We start from the raw sequence: 18,673 nt of genomic DNA, 5'->3' as shown, positions 1-18,673 counted from the left end.
GCGGTGCGAGGACGGTGGCTGTGGCGCGCGCGGGCGGTGCGCTGGCCCGCGGGCATGGGGCTCGCGGCGTGGCGGTGGCTGCTGCGCTCCCGCCGTACACCGCGGCGCAGGCTGAGCGACGGGGCGCTCATGGACGTCGACCGGCTCCCCCGCCACGAGGGGGACCGCGTGCAGGACGCGCGGCACGGCGTGGGGCCGGTCTTCCAGCGGCGGTACATCGTCCGGATCTCCGGCAGCCCGCTGACCCCCGCGGAGCTGATCAAGCGGGTGGGCGACGACCTCAACGCCGCGACGCCGGTGGAGGTCGCCGTCTTCGACAAGATCTCCGGTGCCGCCGGGTCGCTGCAGGTCGGGGACGAGTACGACGTCCACATGCCCGGCCCCTGGAACTGCCCGGTCCGGGTGGTGGAGCAGGCGCCGGAGTCGTTCCGGTTCGCGACCCTGCACGGCCATCTCGAAGCCGGCGAGATCGAGTTCCGGGCGGTGCGGGCCGGCGACGGCGACCTCGTGTTCACGATCGAGTCCTGGGCGCGCAGCGGCGACCGGCTGGCGGAGATCCTCTACGCCAGGGTGGGCATCGCCAAGGAGATGCAGCTGCACATGTGGGCGCACTTCTGCGGCCGCGTCGCCGAACTCTCCGGCGGGCGGATGGTCGGTGACGTGACCGTCGAGACCGAGCGGACGGACGTGCCCGGCGACGGGAACCCGCTGTCCCGGGCGGTCGCGGCGGCCTTCACCGGGGCCTTCACCCGGACCTTCGTCCTCGCGACCCGGCTGCGCGGCGACCGGCCGCTGCACCCCGAGGGGCTCGTGTTCGACGCGACCCTGAGCCTGACCGGGACCGGCCGGCACTGGGGCGTCCCGTTCCTGGACGACTTCGCGGAGGTGCGGGGGCACGCCCGCCTCTCCCGGGCGGTGGGGCTGCCGGAAGCGCTGCCGGACATCCTGGGCCTGGCGCTGCGCTGGCCGCAGGCCGACAGCGGCGACGGGGCGACCGCCGAACTGCTCCTCGCCACGACCGGGCGTTCCGTGCCGGGCCGCCGCCTGCTGCGCCCCGGCAACCGGTGGAGCCCCGCCTTCTTCGGCTCGCTGCTCCCCTACCGGGCCGGCGACCGCACGGTCCTGCTCGGCGCGGTCGGACGGCGGGAGCCCGCCGTCCCCGCGCGCCTCACCGCCCTCGCGCACGCCGTGGACGAGCGGCCGCTGCAGTTCGACCTCGTGGTGGCGACCGGGCTCGGCCGCTGGGAGCGGTTCGGGGTACTGCGGCTCACGGGCCCTGCCCGGGGCGACGACGAGCGGCCCATGCGGTTCAACCCGGCCCGGCACCCCATCAACGGGCTGGTCCCCGCGGGCCTGCCGCAGCAGGTGCGCGGCCCCGTCTACGCGGCCGTCCAGGACACCGCCCGGCGGATACGGGCGGCGCGCGAGGCGCCGGGGGACCGCCCCGGACACGACCGGCGGCCGGTGAAGTCGTCGCGATGAGACCGGGCAGGCTCAAACGGCGGCGGATGCGGCGGCTGCACGACGGACTGCCGCGGCGCCCCCTCAACTTCGACCCGGGGCGGTACGACATGCACCGCCCGCAACGCGGCTGGCACGTCGACGACTACCGGCAGCCGCTGCCGGCCGAGCCGCCCGGCCCGCCCGTCCCCGGGGGGAGCTGGGAGACCGCCCGCCGCCTCGTCCGGGACTACCAGTACGCCGATCCGGCCATCATCCGGCGGATCCGCCACTCGGGCCCGCCCGAGCCGGGCCGCGACATGCTCCTCGAAGGCCGGTTCTACGGGCTGCGCTTCTACCTCGGGCTCCGCATCGGCCGTGTCGTCGACGGCGTCGTCGAGGAGAACGGGCGCCTGGCGCGGGTCTACGGCTGGAACTACCGGACGCTCAAGGGGCACCTCGAACGCGGCCAGATGGACCAGGAGGTCCGCAAGTGGCTCGACACGGGCGAGGTGGAGTTCCACGTCCACGCCTTCTCGCAGCCCTCGTCCGACCCGAACCCCATCGTGCGCCTGGGGTTCCGGATGTTCGGACGGCACATGCAGGTGAAGTTCTACCGGCGGGCGTGCCGCCGCATGGAGGCGCTCACGAAGGCCAGGCTCGACGCCCACCGCGACGAGCCCAGGAAAGAACCCCGGGAGGAACTCCAGTGACGCCGCGGCCGGCGGTCACCGCTCCGGCCGCACGTCGCTGTCCTCCTCCTCGCCGCCGGGCCCGGCACGGCGGGCCTTGTTCTCCCCCGGCACGGGCGGCCCGCCGGGTACGGGGGCCGGCGTCACCGGCGTGGCGGCGTCGCCGCTGTCGGTCTGCCCCTGGAATGAGGTGTAGGGCACGGTTCCTCCTGCTCGGACCCGCCGGGCACCCCGGAGCCGGCGGTTCGTTGCCCAGTGCCCTCGATTTTGCGGAACATTCAGGGAACGTGCAGGAATTCTTGAAGTCTCCGGCGGTGACCGGGAAGGGCGGGGGTAGGCACCACCCGACACCTGCACACGGGGAGTACCGATGCCTTCACAAGCCGATGCCGAGCGCTACGAGTTCGCCTTCGACGAGCGGTTGCGGCGACCGCTGTCGCTGCTCGGGATCCGTCCCGACACATGCCATGCCCTGATCACCGCGTCCCGGCTCGTCGTCCGATTCGGGCCCTGGACGGTGCGCTCGCCGCTGGAGAACATCGCCGGCGCCGAGGTCACCGGCCCCTACGCCGCCTGGAAGGCGACGGGCGTGCGCATCTCGTGGGCCGACCGCGGACTCACCCTGGGCACCAGCGCCGCGCAGGGCGTCTGCATCCGCTTCCACAAGCCGATCCGCGGCGCGGAGCCGACGGGCCTGCTGCGCCACCCCGGGCTGACCCTCACCCTCGCCGACTCCCCGGCCGCGGCGCGCCGGCTGGAGGAGATCGCCGCGTCCCTGCGTCCGCGGATTCCGGTGGCGGCCTCCGGCGGCTCCGGCCCGGACGCCGGTCGTTAGAGCCGGGTCTCGCCGGGTAGCAGCGCCGTGCCGGGGGAAGCACCGGCGACCCATCCGCGAACAAGAGGACGGAAATATGACGACTCCGGAGGAGAACGCTCCGAAGACCGACGACACCGACCAGGTCGTCATGAAGCCGGGCGGAGACCCTGACCGGAACCCGGACCAGGAGCCCCGTCGGCAGCCCGACACCCGGTCGGAACTCGCCGCCGAACTGGAGGACAAGATGTCGGAGAAGGGGCTGTCGCGCGACGACTTCTCCGAGTCCTGAACGCCGTCACGCTCAGCCCGTGCTGAGTCGGCCGTGTTGAGTCAGCCCGTGCCGAGTCAGCCCGTGCCGAGTCAGCCCGTCTTGAGGGGGACGCGCCAGACCAGGACGGTGCCGCCGCCCGGCCGGTCCCGGGTGGCGAAGTCGCCGCCCAGCCCTTTCGCGCGGTCGGCCATGTTGCGCATGCCGCTGCGCCGGCCGCCCTGCGGGATGCCGACGCCGTCGTCCTCCACGCGCAGGGTCAGGTCCTCGTCGCCGACGTCGATCACGACGACGGCCTCGGTGGCGTTGGCGTGCCGGGCCACGTTCGAGAGGGCCTCCCGGACGACGGCCAGCAGGTGCTCGCCGGCCGCGTCGTCCACGGCGGTGTCCAGCAGGCCGTCCAGGCGGACCGACGGCGCGAACCCCAGCTGCCCGGCCGCCGCGTCGACCAGGGCGTGCACCCGGCTGCGCAGCGACTCGTCGTCGGCGGGGGCCTGCAGGGCGAAGATGGACGAGCGGATCTGCCGGATCGTGTCGTCCAGGTCGTCCACCGCCCGCTGGACCCGGACGGCCACCTCCCGCTTCTGCGTGATCTTGATCGCGGCCATCAGCGTCATCGCGGTGGCGAACAGCCGCTGGATGACGGTGTCGTGCAGGTCCTTGGCGATCCGGTCGCGGTCCTCCAGCAGCGCCAGCCGCTCGGTGTCGCGGCGCCGGTCGCCCAGCTCCAGCGCGACGGCCGCCTGCCCCGCGAACGCCTCCAGGATGCGCCGGGTGCCGTCGCTGAACGGCGCCCCGCCGGGCGGGTTGATCACCGAGATGACGCCCCGCGCGGCGGCCCCCACGCCGAGCGGCACCGCCACCACCGGGCCGACCACCGGGTCGCCGGACGGGATGCCGATCTCGCGGGCGGCCTCGGCCCCGTCGTCGAGCACGAGCGACACGCCCTCGTCGTAGACCTTCCCGATGACCGAGTGGTCGCGGGGGACGCGCAGGCCCTGCAGCCGGTCGGCGCCGTCGCCGTCCGCGGCCTCGATGACGAACCCGGTCCCGGACTCGTCGGCGAACGCGACGTTGCCGAGCGCGCCGCCCGCGACCTCGCGGGCCCGCTCCGCGACGAGCGCGGTCACCTCGTGCGGGGCGGTCCCGGACAGCAGCGCGGTCGAGATCTCCGCCGACGCCTCCAGCCACCGCTCGCGCCGCCGGGTCTCCTCGTACAGCCGGGCGTTCTCGATCGCGACGCCCGCCGCGGTGGCCAGCGCGGTCACCACGATCTCGTCCTCGTCCTCGAAGTCGCCGCCGCCGGCCTTCTCGGTCAGGTACAGGTTGCCGAACACCTCGTCCCGCACCCGGATCGGGACGCCGAGGAACCCGCGCATCGGCGGATGGTTCGGCGGGAACCCGCTGGAGTCGGGGTGCTCGCCCAGGTCCGAGAGCCGGATCGGGCGCGGCTCACGGATCAGCAGCCCGAGGATGCCGTGGCCGTGCGGCCAGTGGCCGATCGCTTCGATCTCCTCATCGCCCACCCCCACCGTGACGAACTGCACGAGCCGCTCGCCCTCGTCCCCGATGACGCCCAGTGCCCCGTAGCGGGCGTCGACCAGCGTCGTCGCGGCCTCGGTGATCCGCCGCAGCACCGTCTCCAGCTCCAGGTCGCTGCCGATGGAGACCACGGCCTCCAGCAGCGCGTGCACCCGGTCGCGGGTGGCGCGGGCGGTCTCCAGCCGCGCCTTCAGCTCCACCAGCAGGTCGTCGAGGTGCATCTGGGGCAGGATCAGCTTCGCCGGGTCCGCACCGGAACGGGATTCGTCAACCACACGGCCAGTATCCCCGCAAATGGCAACGGACAGCGGTGGGGGCTTCGTCCCTTCTGCGGGGCTCGGTCCGAGTGCTGTGCGCGGGACGTCCGGCGGGTAACTTGTGATCCGGAACCACCGAGGAGGGACGATCCGATGACGGACGCGGGCGGCACGAAGCCGATCAGGGTGTTCCTGCTGGACGACCACGAGGTCGTGCGGCGCGGGGTCGCGGCCCTGCTGTCCGCCGAGGACGACATCGAGATCGCCGGGGAGGCCGGCACCGCCGAGCAGGCGCTGGCCCGCATCCCCGCGGCCCGGCCCGACGTGGCCGTGCTGGACGTCCGGCTGCCCGACGGCGACGGCGTGAGCGTCTGCCGCGAGCTGCGGTCCCAGATGCCCGGCCTGGCCTGCCTGATGCTGACCTCCTACGACGACGAGGACGCCCTTTTCGAGGCGGTGATGGCCGGGGCCGCCGGCTACGTCCTCAAGCAGATCCACGGCTCCGACCTGGTCGGCGCCGTCCGCACGGTCGCCACGGGCCAGTCGCTGCTGGACCCCCGCTCCACCGCGCGGATGCTGCAGCGCCTCCGCGAACGCCAGGAGAAGAAGGACCCGCTCAAGGGGCTGACCGAGCAGGAACGCCACATCCTTGAGCTCATCGGGGAGGGGCTGACCAACCGGCAGATCGGCGAGCGGATGTTCCTCGCGGAGAAGACGGTGAAGAACTACATCTCCAACCTGTTCGCCAAGCTCGGGATGAGCCGCCGCACGCAGGCCGCCGCGCTCGCCGCCCAGCTCAAGGCGGACGCCGCCAAGCCGAAGGGGACCTGGGAGTGAGGCCGGCCGGGGGACGTTCGGCGGGACCAAGGACCCTGACCGTGCGCCACCCGCCGCCGGAGACTCGGGGCATGGACCTCGACCAGAGCGACCTGGAGAAACTCGACCGGGACGCATGCCTCGAACTGCTGTCGCGCGCCGTCATCGGGCGGATCGTGTTCACGCACCAGGCGCTCCCGGCCGTCCAGCCGGTCAACTTCGTGTTCGACGGCACGCACATCGTGATCAAGGTGTCCCGGGCGGCGCGGCTCGCCACCGCCGCCACCGGCACGATCGTCGCGTTCGAGGTCGACGAGTTCGACGCCGGCGCCCGCACGGGCTGGTCGGTCGTCGCGGTCGGCCCCGCCCGCCACGTCACCGACCCGGACGAGCTGCGGGCCCTCGAAGGGCTCCCGCTGCGCACCTGGGCGCCCGTGGCGCGCGACCGCTACATCTGCCTGCGCCCCGAACTCCTCACCGGGCGCCGCGTCCCCGCCTGGGACCTGCACAGGAGCCCGGCGAGCGCGACCGCATGACGGGTGCCGAGGCGCCGCACGGCCTGCCCGCGGACGAGGTCGTCCGCGCCCTCGGCGGCGACGCCGCGCGCGGTCTCACCGCCGCCGAGGCGGGCGACAGGCTGGAGCGGGACGGGCCGAACACGCTCGCGGCCGACGAGGGCCGCGGCGCGGTCCTGCGGTTCCTGGCGCAGTTCCACAGCCCGCTGATCTACGTCCTCCTCGGGGCGGCCGGGGTCACCGCCCTGCTGGGCGAGCACGTGGACGCGCTGGTGATCCTCGGCGTCGTGCTCGTGAACGCGGTGGTGGGGTTCGTCCAGGAGTCCCGTGCCGAGAAGGCGCTCAACGCGCTCGCCGTCCTCGCGCAGACCACCGCGACGGTCGTGCGGGACGGGAAGCGCCGGAACGTGCCCGCGTCCGACCTCGTCCGCGGCGACCTGGTCGAGCTCGCCGCGGGCGACAAGGTCCCCGCCGACCTGCGGCTGCTGCGCGCCGACGAGCTGGCCGCCGACGAGTCGGCCCTGACCGGCGAGTCGGTGCCGGTGCGCAAGGACACCGCCGCCGCCCCGGGGGCGGATCTCGGCGACCGCACCGGCATGGCGTTCTCCGGGACGCTGGTGACCCGCGGCCAGGGGGCGGGCATCGTCGTCGCCACCGGGGAGCGCACCGAACTCGGCGACATCCACCGCCTGGTCCACGGCACCAGCGCGGTGCAGACGCCGCTGACCCGCAAGATCACCCAGTTCAGCAAGTACGTCACGGTGGGGATCCTCGTGCTGGCCGCGGCGACGTTCCTGCTCGGCGTGGCGCGCGGACGCGGGACGACGGAGATGCTGACCGCCGCGGTCGCCCTCGCGGTCGGCGCGATCCCCGAGGGGCTGCCGGCCGTCATGACGGTCACGCTCGCACTGGGCGTGGCGCGGATGGCCCGGCGCGGCGCGATCGTCCGGCACCTGCCGGCCGTCGAGACCCTCGGCGGGACGACGGTCATCTGCACCGACAAGACCGGCACCCTCACCCGCAACGAGATGACGGTGACCGCCGTCGTCGCCGGGGGCCGCGAGTACACGGTCACCGGCAGCGGCTACGCCCCCGACGGAGCCGTGCACGCCGACGGCGAGCCGGTCGACGTGTCGGAGCATCCGGTGCTGCGCGACATCCTCACGGCCGGTTTCGCCTGCAACGACGCGGAGCTCGTCCAGCGCGACGAGGGCTGGCAGGTGGCGGGCGACCCGACCGAGGGCGCGCTGGTGACCAGCGCCGCCAAGGCGGGCATCGACGCGGTCCCCGAGCGGCTCGCCACGCTGCCGTTCAACGGCGACCGCCGCTTCATGGCCACCCTCCACGCGGACGGGGTCGTCCACGTGAAGGGGCCCGTCGAGCGGATCCTGGAGCTGTGCGACGACCAGGCGGGCCCGGACGGCGAGCCCGAGCCCCTCGACGCGGACGGCGCCGTCGCCCGCGCCGAGGCGTACGGCGGGGAGGCGCTGCGCGTGCTCGCCTTCGCCCGCGCGACCACCGGCGCCACCGGCCTGGACGAGCTGCCCCGGCTGACCTTCCTCGGCCTGCAGGCGATGATCGACCCGCCGCGCGACGAGGCCGCGCGGGCGGTCGCAAGCTGCCACCGGGCCGGCATCGACGTCAAGATGATCACCGGTGACCATGCCGCGACAGCCCGCGCGATCGGCTCCCGCGTCGGCCTGGCGGGCGAGGTGCTGACCGGGGCCGAGCTCGAAGCCGGCGTCGAGCCGGAGCGGATCCGCGCCACCACCGTGTTCGCCCGCGTCTCGCCCGAGCAGAAGCTCCGGCTCGTCCAGGCCCTCCAGGACGGCGGCCACGTCGTCGCCATGACCGGCGACGGCGTCAACGACGCCCCGGCGCTCAAGCAGGCCGACATCGGCGTCGCGATGGGCCGGACCGGCACCGACGTCGCCAAGGAGTCCGCCGACATGGTCGTCACCGACGACGACTTCGCCTCGATCGAGAAGGCCGTCGAGGAGGGGCGCGGCGTCTTCGACAACCTGGTGAAGTTCATCGTGTGGGCGCTGCCGGCCAACATCGGGCTCGGCCTGGTGCTCGTCGCCGCGATCGTCGCGGACACCGAGCTGCCGATCCTGCCGCTGCAGGTGCTGTGGCTGAACATGACCGCGATCCTGGTGCTCGGCCTGCCGTTCGCGGTGGAGCCCAAGGACGACGCGATCATGCGGCGCCCGCCGCGGGACCCGTCGCTGCCGCTGATCACCCCCGCGATGACGGCCCGGATCATGGCGGTCTCGGCGGTCCTGCTCGCCGGCGCGTTCGGGCTGCAGAACTGGGAGCGGGCGAACGGCGCGTCCCCGGAGGCGGCGCAGACCATCGTGGTCAACGTGTTCGCGGTGACGCTGCTGACCTACATGTTCAACTGCCTCTCGCTGGACCGCCCGCTCCTGTGGCGGGGCGTCCGCCGCAACCCGTGCGTCGGGGTCAGCGCGCTGGCCCTCGTCGCGATCCAGCTCGCGTACACCTACACGCCGGCGATGAACGACGTCTTCGGGTCCGCCCCGCTCGGCCCCGCCCACTGGCTGCGGATCGCCGCGGTGGCCGTGCTGTCCTACGTGCTGCTCGAACTGGTCAAGCTCGTCCAGCGGGCCCGTTCCACCGCGTCCAGGCGGTCGGCCATGACCTCCGCGAACCGGCGCGTCAGCTCGTAGCCGAAGGACGGGTCGACCGCGCACAGGGTGCGGACGAGGCGCCCGTCGAACTCGACGGCCTCGACCGGCGTGCTCGCGACCGCGCCGCACCGCCACTCGTGCGGCCGGAACAGCCACGACCACCCGAGCACCGAGCCGGGCCCGAGCGTGTCGATGACGGTCCTGCCCAGCTCCGGCAGCCACAGGTCCACGGCCACCACCCCGCGGCGGACGAGCCAGAACCGCTCCGCCGGAGCGCCCTCGGACACGATGCGGCGGCCCGCCTCGAATCGCGCGGGGCGCGCCGCGGTCGCCAGCCGCCCGAGGTCGGCGCCGCGCATGCCCCGCAGGAACGGCTCCCGGCCCAGTTCCTCGACGGTCGTCGTCCGCACCGCCACCACCCCCTTCCCTTCCGAGCATCGCGGGCGGCCGCGCCGGATCTCAGGGGCGAAGGTCCCCGCCGGGAGGGCCGGTGCGCCCGGGTTCCGGCCGGGACCTTCGTCCGGAGATTTGGGGCCTGCGGCCCGCGGGTACCCCTCCGGGCGCTGGTTGACTGGGCAGCGATTGGGCGATGTGGACCTCGACGGACGGGACGAGATGCTGGGAGTGGACGGGATGAACGCCGCGGCCGTGAGCGAGACGCACATCGGCGTCGTCTTCTTCGTGGGAGACCGGGCGTACAAGCTCAAGAAGCCGGTCGACCTCGGCTTCCTCGACTTCAGCACGCGCGAGCTGCGGGAGCGGGCCTGCCGGGAGGAGGTCCGGCTGAACCGGCGCTTCGCGCCCGACGTGTACCTCGGGGTCTCCGACGTGCACGGCCCCGACGGGGAGGTCTGCGACCACCTGGTGGTGATGCGGCGGATGCCCGCCGACCGGCGGCTGGCCCGGCTCGTGGAAGCGGGCGAACCGGTCGAGGACGCGCTCCGCGACACCGCGCGCATCCTGGCGTCCTGGCACGCCGAGGCGCCGCGCGGGCCCGAGGTCGCCGCCCAGGGCACCCGCGACGCGCTCCTTCGCCGCTGGACCGACAGCTTCGAGCAGGTGCGCCCCTTCCACGACCGCGCCATCGACGGCGCGGCGGCCACCGAGATCGAGGACCTCACCACCGCCTTCCTCGCCGGCCGCGCGGAGCTGTTCGACGCGCGCATCGCCGACGGGCGCGTGGTCGACGGGCACGGCGACCTGCTGACCGGCGACGTGTTCTGCCTGGACGACGGCCCGCGCATCCTCGACTGCCTGGAGTTCGACGAGCGGCTGCGCAGCGTGGACGGGCTCGACGACGCCTCATTCCTCGCCATGGACCTCGAACGCCTCGGCGCGCCCCACCTCGCCCAGCGCTTCGTCGACTGGTACTCCGGGTTCGCCGCCGACCCGGCACCGCCGTCGCTGCGCCACCACTACGTCGCCTACCGGGCGTTCGTCCGCGCGAAGGTCGCGTGCCTGCGCTACGGGCAGGGCGTCCCGGAGGCCGCCGAGGAGGCCCGGTCGTACGCCGACGTCGCGCTGCGCCACCTGCGCGCCGGGAAGGTCGACCTGATCCTGGTGGGCGGGCTCCCCGGCACGGGGAAGACCTCGCTCGCCGGGGCGCTCGCGGACCGGCTCGGCTGCTCGCTGATCAGCAGCGACCGCGTCCGCAAGGAACTCGCGGGCCTGCCGCCCGAGGAGTCCGCCGCCGCCCCCTACGGCACCGGCATCTACACCCCGGAGTGGAGCAGGCGCACCTACCGCGAGCTGGCCGAGCGCGCCACCCGGCTGCTCCGGCTCGGCGAGACGGTCATCCTCGACGCGTCGTGGTCGGCCAAGGAGGACCGGGACCTGCTCGCCGCGGTCGCGGACCGCGAGCACGCGGACCTGACGGCGCTGCGCTGCGCGGCACCGTCCTCCGTCACCGCCGAGCGGATGCGCGTCCGCGCGCGCGGGCGCAGCACCTCCGACGCGGACGCCGGTATCGCCGCCGCGATGCGCGCGGAGGCGGCCCCGTGGCCGGAGGCCGCGGAGATCGACACCGGCGGGGCGCTGGAGGACGCGGTGGCGCAGGCCCTCGCCGCCGTCCGGCCGGCCGGCGCCGAGCACGTCTGGCACCGCCGCCCGCTGCTGTCCCCGGGCTGACAGACTCGTCGGGCGGCGGCCCGCGGGGGCCGGGAGGCGGAACACCGGAGGGTTCATCTGATGCGGGTCATCTCGGAGCGGCAGCTCGCCGCCGTCCTGTCCGGGCTGCCGGGCCGGCCGCGGGTCGTGGCCGGCGGCAACTTCGCCGCGCCGGCGCGGGCGCTGGCGGTGCTGGACGAGGCGCTCGCCGAGTACCGGCTGTTCATGCTCAACGGCCAGGACGGCCTGCCCGACCGGGACGGCGTCGACCTGGAGACCCCGTTCGTCGGCGCCGGGCAGCGGGGCCGCGCCGGCCTGCGGTACTACCCGTCGCGGCTGTCGCTCGTCCCCAACCTGCTCAAGGACCTGCTCCCGCCGGACGTGGTGGTGATGCAGACGTCCGTGCCGTCGGGCGGGACGGTCTCGCTCGGCATCGAGGTCAACATCCTGCCCGCCGCGATCGAGGCCGTCCGGGAGCGCGGCGGGCTGGTGATCGCCCAGCTGAACCCCCGGATGCCCTACACCTACGGCGACGCCGTCCTGCCCGTCGACGAGATCGACTACGCCGTCGAGTCGGACGAGCCGCTCGCCACGCCCGTGCCGCGGCCGCCCGGCGAGGTCGCGCGGGAGATCGGCGGGCGGGTCGCCCGCCTCGTCCCCGAGCACGCGACGCTGCAGCTCGGGATCGGGGGCGTCCCCGACGCGGTGCTGGCCTCGCTGCTGGAGCGCAAGGGCCTCGGCCTGTGGTCGGAGATGTTCAGCGACGGCGTCCTCGCGCTGGAGAAGGCGGGGGCGCTCGACACCACCACGCCCGTCACCGCCTCGTTCGTGTTCGGCAGCCGCGAGCTGTACGACTGGGTCGACCGCAACGAGCGCGTCCGGATGCTGCGCACCGAGAAGACCAACGACCCCGCGCTGATCGCGCGCAAGGCCCGGATGGTCTCGGTGAACTCCGCCCTCCAGGTCGACCTGTTCGCCCAGGCGAACGCCAGCCGCGTCCGCGGGGTCATCTACTCCGGGTTCGGCGGCCAGACCGACTTCGTCGTCGGCGCGCTGCACTCCCCGGGCGGGCGCGCCGTCATCGCGCTGCCGTCCTGGCATCCCCGCGCGGACGTCTCCACCGTCATCCCGCGCCTGGACGGCCCCGTCACCTCGTTCCAGCACAGCTTCATCGTCAGCGAGCAGGGCACCGCCGCCGTCTGGGGCCGCGACGCCACCTCCCAGGCCCAGCAGCTCCTGGACGAGGTGGCCCACCCGTCCGCCCGCGACGGGCTGCGCGAAGCGGGCCGCGAGCTGGGCTTCGACCTCCGCTGACCCGCGCCGCAGGTCCCGCCCGGCCGGCCGCCCTTCGGCCCCGGGCGGAGGGACCTTGGTCCCTGGGGCGCGCGTCTGCGGCGGGCGAGGCTGTCGGTAAAGCGGCAGCACCCTGGAGGGACGCCATGCCTCACCCGTTCGAGACGTATGCCGGGGTCCGGCGGCTGGTGACCGCGGCCATCGCGGCGCCGTCGGTGCACAACACCCAGCCCTGGCGCTTCCGGCTGGCCGGCACGACGGAGCTGGAACTGCACGCCGACCTCGGCCGCGCGCTCCCCGTCATCGACCCGCGCGGCCGGGCCCTGCACGTCAGCTGCGGCGCTGCGCTGCTCAACCTGCGGCTGGCGCTGCAGACGGCCGGGCACGAGGCGCTCGTCCGGCCGTTCCCGGACGCCGGGCACGACCCGGCCCTGCTGGCGTCCGTGCGGGCCGTGGAGGCGCCCATGCCGCCGGCCGCCGTGTCGGAGCTGTACGCGGCGATCCCGCACCGGCGCACCAACCGGAGCCCGTTCGAGAAGCGCGCCGTCCCGCGGGCGGTCCGGGACGCGATGGTCGCCGCCGCGCGGGCGGAGGGAGTCGCGCTGGGCCTGCCGGGGCCACAGGCCACGTCCTACCTGCTGAGCCTGGTCGCGGCCGCGGACGAGCGGCTCGGCGGCGACGACGGCTACCTCGCCGAGCTGGCCCGCTGGACGCCGGGCGACACCCGCGGGATCGGCATCCCCCCGTACGCGTTCGGGCCGCGGCCGAGCGGGCGCGGCCTCCCGCTGCGGGACTTCGGCCTCGCCGGGCCGGCGGCCGCCCGGCCGGTGGCGGACTTCTCCGCGCGGCCGCAGCTCGCCGTCCTGCTCACCGGGGGCGACGGGCCCGCGGACTGGCTGCGGGCCGGGCAGGGCCTGCAGCGCGTCCTGCTGACCGCGACGCGGCACGGGGTGGCGACCTCGCTGCTGTGCCAGCCCCTCGACATGCTGGGCACCGAGCGCACCGGCGCGAACGGCCACATCCAGGCGATCATCCGGTTCGGGTACGGGCCGCCGGTCCCCGGCACGCCCCGCCGCCCATTCCCGGAGGTGTTCACCCGGACCCCGGACGTTCGCGGCAACCGGGCCGAGCCGTCAATCGCCGGCCGCGGGAAGTAGCTCCCACGGCCCGGCCGACCGCGTTGACTTGCGGCGTGTTGCCCTGTGGAGCGCTCCCATAAGGGCAACACGCCGCAAGTCAACGGAGGGAGCGGGTGCGCAGGTGGCGTAGGTGGTGCATCACCTTGCCGTCTGCGAACTGGTCGTGGAGGGTTCGGTAGATCTCGTAGAGGGAGTCGTAGGCGTCGGCGCGGGCCGGGTCGGGGACGTAGGCGTCCGGTACGCGGCGGCCCATCGCGGCGGCGGCGGACGTGATGTCGGGGTGGGCGCCCGCCGCGACGGCGGCGTGGATCGCGGCGCCGAGCGCCGGGCCCTGGGACGAGCCGATCAGCGACAGCGGGCGGCGCAGGACGTCGGCATAGACCTGCATGAGGAAGCGGTTCTTCAGCAGGCCGCCCGCGACGACGAACTCCGCCACGGGGACGCCCGCCGCCTCGAACGTCTCCACGATCATGCGGGTGCCGAACGCGGTGGCCTCGATGAGCGCGCGGTAGACGTCCTCCGGCCTGGTCGCGAGCGTCTGGCCGACGACGAGGCCGGACAGGTCGTGGTCGACGAGGACGGAGCGGTTGCCGTTGTTCCAGTCGAGCGCGACGAGCCCGTGCCGCCCGACCGGCTGCCCGGCGGCGAGCGCGGTCAGGTGCTCGTGGACCGACACCCCGGCCGCCGCGGCGGCCGCCGCGTAGGAGGCGGGCACGCAGTTGTCCACGAACCAGGCGAAGATGTCGCCGACGCCCGACTGCCCGGCCTCGTAGCCCCACAGGCCGGGGACGATGCCGTCCTCGACGACGCCGCACATGCCGGGGACCTCGGCGAGCAGGCCGGACGACATCACGTGGCAGGTGGACGTCCCCATGATCGCGACCATCTGGCCGGGCCGGACGGCGTCGGCCGCGGCGGCGGTGACGTGCGCGTCGACGTTGCCCACGGCGACGGCGATGCCCTCGGGCAGGCCCGTCCAGGCGGCGGCCCGCGCGGTGAGCGTCCCGGCGAGGCCGCCGAGCGGGGCGAGGTCGTGGCCGAGCTTGGCGGGGAAGTCGGCGAAACCGGGGTGCAGGGCGGCCAGGAACTCGCGGGACGGGTACCGCCCGTCCTGGTAGACGCCCTTGTACCCGGCCGTGCAGATGTTGCGCGACTCGCGGCCGGTGAGCTGCCAGACGATCCAGTCCGCGGCCTCGATCCAGCGGTCGGCGAGGCCGTAGAGGTCGGGGTCCTCCTCCAGCAGTTGCAGCCCCTTGGCGAACTCCCATTCCGAGGAGATCTTGCCGCCGTAGCGGGGCAGCCACGGCTCCCCGCGCTCGGCGGCCAGCGCGTTGATCCGGTCGGCCTCCGGCTGGGCGGCGTGGTGCTTCCACAGTTTCGGCCAGGCGTGCGGCCGTTCCGGGTGCAGGTCGGACAGGGGCGTGCCGTCGGCGGTCGCCGGCAGGACCGTGCAGGCGGTGAAGTCCGTGCCGATGCCGATGACCTGGGACGGCCGCACGTCCGCCGCCGCCAGCGCCTTCGGGACGGCGGACCGCAGCACGTCCAGCCAGTCCCCGGGCGCCTGCAGGGCCCAGTCGGGATCGAGGCGGACGCCCGCCGGGAGCGCCTCGTCGATCACCCCGTGGCCGTACTCGCAGACGGCGTCGCCGGCCTCGGCGCCGTCCCCGGCCCGGACCACGACCGCCCGCCCGGACAGCGTGCCGAAGTCGACGCCGACGACGTAGCGTTCGTCCTCGCTCATGGGCCCTCCTCGTCACTCATCGTTACAGCTCGCTCGTCACAGGCCCCCGGCGAGGCGGTAGTACGCCTGGTTCCAGCGGATCTCCTTGGTGAACTGCCGCAGCGTGGTATCGGCCTCGATCGTGAGCAGCTCCACCCCCGCCATGTCGGCGAGGTCGGTCAGCTCCTCCGTCCCGAGCGCCGCGGTGAGCACCGTGTGGTGCGGCGCGCCCGCGGTCAGCCACGCCTCGGCGGACGTGCGCAGGTCCGGCCGGGGCCGCCACACCGCGCGGGCGACCGGCAGCATCGGCAGCGGCTCCGGCGGCGGCACGACCTCGATCTCGTTGGCGACCAGCCGGAACCGGTCGCCCATGTCGGCGAGGCCCGCCACCACGGCGGGGCCGGGCGCGGCGTCGAACACCAGCCGCACCGGGTCCGCACGCCCGCCGATGCTCAGCGGGTGGATCTCCAACGCGGGCCGCCCGGCGGCGATGGACGGGCAGACCTCCAGCATGTGCGCGCCGAGGATCAGCTCTTCGCCGGGTGCCAGGTGGTAGGTGTAGTCCTCCATGAACGAGGTGCCGCCCGGCAGCCCCGCCGCCGCGGCCTTCAGCGTGCGCAGCAGCGTCGCGGTCTTCCAGTCGCCCTCGCCGCCGAAGCCGTAGCCGTCCGCCATCAGCCGCTGGACGGCGAGTCCGGGCAGCTGGCGGAGCCCGCCGAGGTCCTCGAAGTTCGTCGTGAACGCCTTGAAGCCGCCCTCGTCGAGGAACGCCCGCAGGCCCAGCTCGATCCGCGCGCCGTAGCGCAGCGACTCGTGGCGCTCGCCGCCGGGACGCAGCTCCGCGGCGATGTCGTAGCGGTCGTCGTACTCCTTGACCAGCCCGGTGATGTCGCCGTCCGGGACGGCGTCCACGAACTCGACCAGGTCGTTGACGCCGTAGGTGTTGACGGAGACGCCGAACCGCAGCTGCGCCTCGACCTTGTCGCCCTCGGTGACGGCGACGTCCCGCATGTTGTCGCCGAACCGGGCCAGCTTCAGCCGCCGCAGCTCGTGCAGGCCCGCCGCCGCCCGCGCCCACCCGGCCGCCCGCGCCCCGACCGAGGGGTCGCCGACGTGCCCGGCGACCGTCTTGCGGGCGACGCCGAGCCGCGACTGGACGTAGCCGAACTCCCGGTCGCCGTGGGCGGCCTGGTTCAGGTTCATGAAGTCCATGTCGATCGTGGCCCAGGGCAGCTCCACGTTCGCCTGCGTGTGCAGGTGCAGCAGGGGCTTCGTGAGCGCGTCGAGGCCGGCGATCCACATCTTCGCCGGTGAGAAGGTGTGCATCCACGCGATCACGCCGACGCACGCGTCGTCGGCGCCGGCGTCCAGGCACGTCCGGCGGATCGCGTCCGCGCCGGTGAGGACGGGCAGCCACCGCACGGCGACCGGCAGCGCCTCGCCGAGCCGCGCGGCGATCGCCGCGGACTGCTCGGCGACCTGCCGCAGGGTGTCCGCGCCGTACAGGTCCTGGCTGCCGGTGAGGAACCAGATCTCGCGGTTCGGAAAGCTCATGGTCGGCCCCTCTGCCCGTAGGCGTTCTGGTAGCGGTCGTACAGCCGGTCGATGTCGCCGGCGTCCATCGGCCGCGGCTCGCCGAGCTGCCGCGACAGGTGGACGGTCCGGGCGACGTCCTCGCACATCACGGCCGCCTTGACCGCGGCGCGGGCGTCGGCGCCGATCGTGAAGACGCCGTGGTTGCGCATGAGGACGGCGGGGCTGCGGTGCCCGTCGAGGGTCTCGACGATGCCGCGGCCGATCTCGTCGCCGCCGATGAGCGCGAACGGGCCGACGGGGATCTCGCCGCCGAACTCGTCCGCCATCGCCGTCAGCACGCACGGGATCGGCTCGTCGCGGGCCGCCCAGGCGGTGGCGTAGGTCGAGTGGGTGTGCACCACTCCCCCGACGTCGGGGCGGTGCCGGTACACGTAGGCGTGGGCGAACACGTCGCTGGACGGCTTGAGCTCCGCCCCGCCGGCCGGCTTGCCCTCCAGGTCGCACAGCACCATCGCGTCGGGGGTGAGCCGCTCGTAGGGGACGCCGCTCGGTTTGATCAGGAACGCGTCGTCGCCGGCGCGCGCCGACACGTTGCCCGCCGTCCACGCGACCAGCCCGCACTCGACGAGGGTCTGGTGCAGGACGGCGAGCTCCGTGCGGAGCGCCGCGATCCCGCCGCCCGGCTCTGGCATCTCGACTCCTATCTGTTAGCGCTAACATGCCGCCGCGCGCCGAAGGCGGACCTTCGGACCGGACGGGGCTAGGTCCCCCGGGGGACCCCGGTGCTCTCCCTGACGACGAGTTCCGGCTCGACGACCCGGCGGGAGCGATCCGCCGCGGTGCCGCCGATCCGGTCGAGCAGCAGGTCGAAGGCCCGCCGCCCCACCTCGCCGAAGTTCTGCCGGACGGTGGTGAGCGGCGGCGGGAAGTAGGCGGCCTCGGGGACGTCGTCGAAGCCCACCACGCTGACGTCGCCGGGTACGTCCCGCCCGGCCTCGCGCAGCGCGCGCAGCAGCCCGAGGGCCATCGCGTCGTTGCCGGCGAACACCGCCGTGACCTCGGGGTCGGCGGCGATCTGCCGGCCGTACTCGTACCCCGAGCGGGCGCTCCAGTCGCCGGCGGGCGGCACCGGGGCCTCCCGCCCGGCGGCCTCCAGCGCGGCGCGCCAGCCGGCGGTGCGTCCGTTGGCGTCCACCCAGTCGGCCGGGCCCGCCAGGTGCAGGACGGTCTCGTGCCCGAGGCTCAGCAGGTGCCGGACGGCGCGCTCGGCACCGGCCCGGTGGTCGACCGCGACGACGGGGAACGGCACGTCGGCGCCCGCGCCGACCGCGACGAGCGGGGTGTCGGCCGGCAGCTCCTTCAGCCCGTCGGCCGCCGACTCGTGCGGCGCGACGACCATGATCCCGTCGGCCGACTGGCCGCGCAGCCGCTCCACGCCCTCGCCGATCGAGCGGCGGTTCAGCGAGCTCAGGCTGACGATGCTGACGGTGTAGTCGTGCTCGCGGGCGGCCTGCTCGATGCTGAACAGGGTGGAGGCCGGGCCGTACAGGGTGGTGTCGAAGCTGACCACGCCGAGGACCCCGGACCGCCCGGTGGCCAGCACGCGCGCCGCCGAGTTGGGCCGGTAGTCCAGCGCCCGCACCGCGGCCATCACCCGGGCACGGGTCTGCGGGCGCACCTTCTCGGGCGCGTTCAGGACGCGCGACACGGTCATCGCCGAGACGCCGGCCATCGCGGCCACGTCCTCCATCACCGCCAGCCGCCGGCCGTCGGGCGCCTCCGGTGCTTCGGCGGCCACATCGCCTCCCCGGGTTCCGCGAGCTTACACGCGAATGTTTGCGCTAACGAGCCACGATGTCAACACCGCCCGCCCCGCGCTCC

At 74.5% G+C, this 18,673-nt stretch carries 17 protein-coding genes; 10 read left to right on the top strand and 7 right to left on the bottom strand.

Going from position 1 to position 18,673, the window contains the following annotated elements; genetic code table 11:
- Positions 1 to 3 precede the first annotated feature (3 nt).
- Both E1200_RS10865 and E1200_RS10860 read left to right on the top strand, forming a co-directional pair.
- Positions 4 to 1,482, top strand: a complete 1,479-nt coding sequence (locus E1200_RS10865) for a DUF1990 family protein (protein ID WP_131951714.1) — start codon at positions 4 to 6, stop codon at positions 1,480 to 1,482.
- Positions 1,479 to 2,153, top strand: a complete 675-nt coding sequence (locus tag E1200_RS10860; protein WP_131951713.1) for a DUF1990 family protein — start codon at positions 1,479 to 1,481, stop codon at positions 2,151 to 2,153. Before E1200_RS10865 ends, E1200_RS10860 begins: the two co-directional genes overlap by 4 nt.
- 15 nt (positions 2,154 to 2,168) lie before the next feature.
- Here the strand turns inward: E1200_RS10860 and E1200_RS33630 are convergent, their stop codons facing one another.
- The gene (locus tag E1200_RS33630; protein WP_165950274.1) at positions 2,169 to 2,333 is read right to left on the bottom strand and encodes a hypothetical protein; all 165 of its coding nucleotides are present in this window, start codon (positions 2,331 to 2,333) and stop codon (positions 2,169 to 2,171) included.
- A gap of 169 nt (positions 2,334 to 2,502) precedes the next feature.
- Between E1200_RS33630 and E1200_RS10855 the strand changes: the two genes are divergently transcribed.
- Both E1200_RS10855 and E1200_RS10850 read left to right on the top strand, forming a co-directional pair.
- Complete coding sequence (locus tag E1200_RS10855) at positions 2,503 to 2,967, top strand: hypothetical protein (RefSeq protein ID WP_131951712.1); 465 nt, start codon at positions 2,503 to 2,505, stop codon at positions 2,965 to 2,967.
- A gap of 76 nt (positions 2,968 to 3,043) precedes the next feature.
- Positions 3,044 to 3,238: a hypothetical protein gene (locus tag E1200_RS10850; protein WP_131951711.1), complete on the top strand. Its 195-nt coding sequence runs from the start codon at positions 3,044 to 3,046 to the stop codon at positions 3,236 to 3,238.
- A gap of 71 nt (positions 3,239 to 3,309) precedes the next feature.
- Here the strand turns inward: E1200_RS10850 and E1200_RS10845 are convergent, their stop codons facing one another.
- The gene (locus E1200_RS10845) at positions 3,310 to 4,980 is read right to left on the bottom strand and encodes a GAF domain-containing sensor histidine kinase (protein ID WP_207933288.1); all 1,671 of its coding nucleotides are present in this window, start codon (positions 4,978 to 4,980) and stop codon (positions 3,310 to 3,312) included.
- Positions 4,981 to 5,169: 189 nt separating this feature from the next.
- Between E1200_RS10845 and E1200_RS10840 the strand changes: the two genes are divergently transcribed.
- The 3 genes from E1200_RS10840 to E1200_RS10830 all read left to right on the top strand — a co-directional run bounded on the left by E1200_RS10840 (position 5,170) and on the right by E1200_RS10830 (position 9,037).
- Positions 5,170 to 5,853 (top strand): response regulator transcription factor, encoded by a 684-nt coding sequence (locus E1200_RS10840; RefSeq protein ID WP_131951709.1) that lies wholly within the window; start codon positions 5,170 to 5,172, stop codon positions 5,851 to 5,853.
- A 71-nt stretch (positions 5,854 to 5,924) separates the two neighbouring features.
- The gene (locus E1200_RS10835) at positions 5,925 to 6,368 is read left to right on the top strand and encodes a pyridoxamine 5'-phosphate oxidase family protein (RefSeq protein ID WP_131951708.1); all 444 of its coding nucleotides are present in this window, start codon (positions 5,925 to 5,927) and stop codon (positions 6,366 to 6,368) included.
- Entirely contained in the window at positions 6,365 to 9,037 is a 2,673-nt protein-coding gene (locus E1200_RS10830) for an HAD-IC family P-type ATPase (RefSeq protein WP_131951707.1), read from the top strand. Before E1200_RS10835 ends, E1200_RS10830 begins: the two co-directional genes overlap by 4 nt.
- On the opposite strand, the gene E1200_RS33625 is transcribed toward E1200_RS10830, so the two are convergent.
- A complete protein-coding gene (locus E1200_RS33625; RefSeq protein WP_165950273.1) occupies positions 8,938 to 9,408 on the bottom strand; it encodes a cyclic nucleotide-binding domain-containing protein in 471 nt (156 codons plus the stop codon). The genes E1200_RS10830 and E1200_RS33625 overlap by 100 nt on opposite strands.
- 181 nt (positions 9,409 to 9,589) lie before the next feature.
- On the opposite strand from E1200_RS33625, the gene E1200_RS10820 reads away from it, so the two are divergent.
- From E1200_RS10820 to E1200_RS10810, 3 genes are all read left to right on the top strand, one after another.
- Positions 9,590 to 11,125 carry an AAA family ATPase gene (locus tag E1200_RS10820; protein ID WP_243708471.1) on the top strand — a complete coding sequence of 512 codons (1,536 nt, stop codon included), beginning with the start codon at positions 9,590 to 9,592 and terminating at the stop codon, positions 11,123 to 11,125.
- A gap of 60 nt (positions 11,126 to 11,185) precedes the next feature.
- Complete coding sequence (locus E1200_RS10815; protein ID WP_131951704.1) at positions 11,186 to 12,418, top strand: acetyl-CoA hydrolase/transferase C-terminal domain-containing protein; 1,233 nt, start codon at positions 11,186 to 11,188, stop codon at positions 12,416 to 12,418.
- Positions 12,419 to 12,543: 125 nt separating this feature from the next.
- On the top strand, positions 12,544 to 13,554 hold the full coding sequence (locus E1200_RS10810) for a hypothetical protein (RefSeq protein WP_131951703.1): 1,011 nt from the start codon (positions 12,544 to 12,546) through the stop codon (positions 13,552 to 13,554).
- Between the two features lie 79 nt (positions 13,555 to 13,633).
- Here E1200_RS10810 and araB read toward each other — a convergent pair whose 3' ends face one another.
- The 4 genes from araB to E1200_RS10790 all read right to left on the bottom strand — a co-directional run bounded on the left by araB (position 13,634) and on the right by E1200_RS10790 (position 18,542).
- A complete protein-coding gene (gene araB, locus E1200_RS10805) occupies positions 13,634 to 15,277 on the bottom strand; it encodes a ribulokinase (protein ID WP_131951702.1) in 1,644 nt (547 codons plus the stop codon).
- Positions 15,278 to 15,313: 36 nt separating this feature from the next.
- On the bottom strand, positions 15,314 to 16,810 hold the full coding sequence (araA, locus tag E1200_RS10800) for an L-arabinose isomerase (protein WP_131951701.1): 1,497 nt from the start codon (positions 16,808 to 16,810) through the stop codon (positions 15,314 to 15,316).
- On the bottom strand, positions 16,807 to 17,484 hold the full coding sequence (locus E1200_RS10795; RefSeq protein WP_131951700.1) for an L-ribulose-5-phosphate 4-epimerase: 678 nt from the start codon (positions 17,482 to 17,484) through the stop codon (positions 16,807 to 16,809). Before E1200_RS10795 ends, araA begins: the two co-directional genes overlap by 4 nt.
- A 68-nt stretch (positions 17,485 to 17,552) precedes the next feature.
- Positions 17,553 to 18,542: a LacI family DNA-binding transcriptional regulator gene (locus tag E1200_RS10790; RefSeq protein WP_131951725.1), complete on the bottom strand. Its 990-nt coding sequence runs from the start codon at positions 18,540 to 18,542 to the stop codon at positions 17,553 to 17,555.
- Positions 18,543 to 18,673 lie beyond the last annotated feature (131 nt).

The sequence above is a fragment of the Actinomadura sp. GC306 genome, assembly GCF_004348665.1.
GTDB lineage: Bacteria > Actinomycetota > Actinomycetes > Streptosporangiales > Streptosporangiaceae > Spirillospora.
The sequence above is the reverse complement of the archived record's forward strand: the minus strand, read 5'-3'. Positions and strand labels throughout refer to the sequence as shown.